The 3,760-nt window shown below is 66.4% G+C and carries 4 protein-coding genes and 1 pseudogene; 4 read left to right on the top strand and 1 reads right to left on the bottom strand.

Annotation, left to right across the window (positions count from 1 at the left end; translation table 11 throughout):
- Nucleotides 1-95: 95 nt before the first annotated feature.
- Entirely contained in the window at nt 96-1,913 is a 1,818-nt protein-coding gene (gene eccA, locus BKN37_RS26275; RefSeq protein ID WP_071030150.1) for a type VII secretion AAA-ATPase EccA, read from the bottom strand.
- 241 nt (nt 1,914-2,154) lie between these two features.
- On the opposite strand from eccA, the gene BKN37_RS26270 reads away from it, so the two are divergent.
- The 4 genes and pseudogenes from BKN37_RS26270 to BKN37_RS26255 all read left to right on the top strand — a co-directional run.
- Nucleotides 2,155-2,427 carry a hypothetical protein gene (locus BKN37_RS26270; protein ID WP_242657369.1) on the top strand — a complete coding sequence of 91 codons (273 nt, stop codon included), beginning with the start codon at nt 2,155-2,157 and terminating at the stop codon, nt 2,425-2,427.
- Between the two features lie 31 nt (nt 2,428-2,458).
- Nucleotides 2,459-2,890: a YbaB/EbfC family nucleoid-associated protein gene (locus BKN37_RS26265; protein ID WP_071030147.1), complete on the top strand. Its 432-nt coding sequence runs from the start codon at nt 2,459-2,461 to the stop codon at nt 2,888-2,890.
- A gap of 83 nt (nt 2,891-2,973) precedes the next feature.
- Nucleotides 2,974-3,315, top strand: a complete 342-nt coding sequence (locus tag BKN37_RS26260) for a hypothetical protein (protein ID WP_242657368.1) — start codon at nt 2,974-2,976, stop codon at nt 3,313-3,315.
- Nucleotides 3,316-3,328: 13 nt separating this feature from the next.
- A pseudogene (locus tag BKN37_RS26255) lies at nt 3,329-3,760 on the top strand (hypothetical protein); the annotation flags it as partial.

Below are 3,760 nucleotides of genomic sequence, written 5' to 3'. Positions count from 1 at the left end.
GTATGGGTGTCGTGTCGAGCTCGGTGATCGCCAGGTGGGGGTTGGTCGGCGGCCGACGGTCATCGGGGTGGGTCACTATGGGCTCCGGTAGGCACTCAGGTGCGACTCAACATGCCCAGCACGCTTTTCAGCGCGGCCCGCATGTCGCTGGCTTCGATGCGCATTAACTCCGCTTCGTCGAGGTTCTCGACGCTGGCGCCGTGGTCTTCGCTGAGCCGATACTCGCGTTCCTCCTCGGCGGACTCGATCACGTTGCGGACGAATCGTCCGTTGCCGGCCAGATCGATGCGGCGCCGCACCTGCCCGGAGTCATCCGTCGACTCGGTCTCGTAGAGGGTTTTGCACGCCTCGACCAATTCGTCGTAGGCCGCCTCGGACAGTTCGGAGTCGCGGGTCTGGGCGATCAACCGGCCGATGTCGCCCAACTCGGTCGGGTCGTAGGAGCTGAACCGAACCCGCTTGGTGAACCGGGACGCCAGCCCCTCGTTGGACGCCAGGAAGCGGTCGATCTCCTTGTCATACCCGGCGATGATCACCACCAGGCGCTTGCGGTCGTTTTCCATCCGGGCCAGCAGGGTGTCCACCGCCTCACGGCCGAAGGCGTCACCGCCGGAGAGGCCGGTCTGCACCAGCGTGTAGGCCTCGTCGATGAACAGCACCCCGTCCATCGCGGAGTCGATCAGCGCGTTGGTCTTGATCGCCGTGCTGCCGAGGTGTTCCCCGACGAAATCACCGCGGGTGGCCTCGACCACGGCCGGGGTCTTCAGCAGCCCTAGCCCGCAGTAGGTCTGGGCCACCACCCGGGCGATGGTGGTCTTACCGGTTCCTGGCGGCCCGGTGAATACCAGGTGCAGACTGCGTGAGCCCGCGCTCAAGCCCTTGTCTTCGCGGATCTTTGCCAACTTGGCCGCCGAGGTCAACTTCGCGACCTGTAGCTTGACGTCGGACAGGCCGATTTGGCGGTCCAGTTCGGCCTGCGCGGCCCGCAGGTACTCGTTGCTGCGCTCGGCCAATCCCTCGGCGTCGACCTCGTCGCCGGTGCGGGCGGTGCTCGGATCCCACTTGTTGGTGCGGGAATCGATGGTTTCCTTGGTGGTGACGATCAGCCGGTACTTCGGGTCGTGCAGGGCGGCCGCGTTGGCCTCGAATCCGGGTTCTTCGGAATAGATGCGCTCAAAGATCTCCCGGGCCTCGGGCTCCTTGCCCATTTCCCGCAGCGTCAGACCCTTGCAGAATTCGGCCGCCCGCCGCGCCGCCGGTATCGGACCTTCGATCGCCTGATCGAGGCGACGAATGCCCTCCCCGAACAGACCCATCTGGGCACACGCCGAACCCACCATCAGGTGTGCCCCGGCGGCGATGTACTCGTCGGTGAACGATGCCGAGCTGGCCAGCGCGGTCAACACGTCGGGCCAGCGCTGGGTGGTGAAGTGCAGCACCGCGCGGATGTAGGCGCAGATCTCCGCGGATTCCGCATCCCCGCCGGGCATGGACCGCCGCAACACATCCAATTCGTCGAGCACCTTTTCGGCCTCGTCGTAATCCTGGCCCGCAATCATGCTGGCCGCATACGCCAGCCACACCTCGGTCAGCGTGCCCAGGGTGTAATCCAGGTACAACCCGGTCTCGAACCGGCCGCTAAGCGCGTTCCGGGGCAGCCCGAGTCGCCGCTGTTCGCGGAACAGGTTGGCCTGGCTGGTGCGGTACAGGTTGTAGAGCACTTCGGGACTGGTGTCGCCGGCGGCCGCACGGCCCAGCCAGGCGTCGGCCATCTCCGGGTCGTACTCGGTGGCCCGTTTGAACGCCATCGCCGCGTACTGCGCGTCGCGGTCGGTCTCTAATCCGTCGATCGCGATGCCGAGCGACAACACGCCCGCGTCAAAGACCCGCTTTGCGTCCTTGGTGCCACTCATCCGTTGGTGTTCCTCACTAAAGTCACCGAATCGTCCCCGCGGAAGTGAGAAGTTGGGCCAGCCCGCCTGTTCGGTGCACTCCCCACCCTGTCTGTACTGGTCGCGCGGTTCATAGCATTGTACTAACTTTAAAGTCGTGCCACCTCGCAACATTACGTCGCAGCCGACCCCGGGGCGTAACCCGGGGCAACCCGGTTTCCGGCAGGGCGCGGCCCGCTCGCCCAGCGGCAGCATATCCGTGGTGACCACCAAGCGGGGCCTGCCGACGGCGCTGAAGATCGACGCACGCGAACTCAAGAAATCGCCGCAGCAGCTGGCCGACGAAATCATGGCGCTGTGTCGGTTGTCGGCGATGCGCGCCCAGGTGGCGCACCGGCGCGACATGGTGGAGCGGGGTTGCAGCGCCTCGCTGATCGCCGATATGAAGTTGGCGACCGAGGAGGAACTGGCCAACGCCGAGGAAGAGCTGCGCGGCGAGGACGAACTCCCGGCCAGCTGGATGAGGTCGGTGTGATCGCCGGCGGCGGACGCTGGGAGCGGCGCCCATGACCAGCCTGGCACAGTCGCTGATGGCGCGGATGAAGAAGCAGCGCGACCTCATGCAGGCGCTAGCCGAGCACTGCAAGTCGATTTCGGTGCGGGTGACCAGCCGTGACCAGTCGGTGAGCGCCGAAGTCACCGCATCCGGCGAGATGACCGGGCTGTGGCTGGGGCCGTCGGCCACCCGCCTGGGCGCTGACGCGCTGGCCAAGCTGATCGTTGAGACGGCTCAGGCGGCCTCTCGGCTGGCGTTGGAGCGGCAGAATTTCCTGATCAAGGAGTTCAACACACGCATGGCCGAGCTGCAGGAAACCCCGTTGACGTGCTGGGATGGCAGCACGTTTGTGCCCCGGCAACTACCTGGGATTCCGGTCCCCGAGCAGGACCCGCCGATCGGTGAAAATCCCGCGCCAACGGGTCCGCGGCGGCGGTTATAGTAGCTAAACCATTGTCAGCCGCATTTGCGGCGCGGCTTCGGGAGGGAAAAATGTCAGACGCTCTACACACTGAACCTGCGTTCATGAGTGCGATGACCGCAGCACAGCAAGGTGTCTTCTCGGCAATCACGGGCGCGTTCTCGGTGATCACCCCGGCACAGCTGTCGGGGTTCGCGACCGCCGTCGGGCCGATCGGGGTGGCCAATATGATCCCCGCGTTCTTCGAGGCAACCAGCAACAACGTCACCAGCGGGATGTTGTCGGCGGTGAATAATTCGCTGTTGGGGGCCGGTACCCAGGCTGCGCAGTCGGCGTTTGTGAAGCTCGACGAGGCGCCCACGAACGCTGCCGGCAACCTGGCCAGCAACTTTGGGTCCAGCAGCGGCGCGCCGGCGGACAACGCGGCGCCTGGCGACGTCGTCTAGGTAGGTCAGCGAGATGGCCACGGTCACCCCCGGCGCGCCGGAGGCTCCCAGCCAGGCCGCGTCCCTAGCACCGCCGCCGTTTCCGTCGTCGCCCGCCGGTGTCGTCTACGATCCGGCGCCGGCCATCAATGCGGTGGAGCACGGCCTGAAGGATTGGTTAAACAAACCGGTCGAGGACGTTCTGGGCGAGCTGGGGCTGGATCCGCGGGATCCGCACCCCGCCGACGCCGCGGCAAACGCCGCCGGCGCCGGGATGGGCGGACCCGGCGGCGGCCTGGTTGCCGGGATGATGGCGCCGCTGGTCGGCATGCTCGGCATGGTGGGCAACGGCTTGACCCAGGGGCTCAACCCGCAGCAGATGTTCCAGCCGGTCATGCAGGCGTTTCAGCAGGGCGCCCAGTCCTTGCAGGGGCTGATGGGCCAACTGGGCCAAGGAGGCGGGGGC

The sequence above is a fragment of the Mycobacterium talmoniae genome (genome assembly GCF_001854525.1).
Taxonomy (GTDB): domain Bacteria; phylum Actinomycetota; class Actinomycetes; order Mycobacteriales; family Mycobacteriaceae; genus Mycobacterium; species Mycobacterium talmoniae.
This window is presented reverse-complemented; position numbering and strand designations above follow the sequence as displayed.

Bases quoted from the DNA above. Each gene is read 5' to 3' on its own strand.
- eccA (WP_071030150.1), bottom strand. From the start codon at position 1,913: ATGAGTGGCACCAAGGACGCAAAGCGGGTCTTTGACGCGGGCGTGTTG.
- BKN37_RS26260 (WP_242657368.1), top strand. From the start codon at position 2,974: ATGAGTGCGATGACCGCAGCACAGCAAGGTGTCTTCTCGGCAATCACG.
- BKN37_RS26265 (WP_071030147.1), top strand. From the start codon at position 2,459: ATGACCAGCCTGGCACAGTCGCTGATGGCGCGGATGAAGAAGCAGCGC.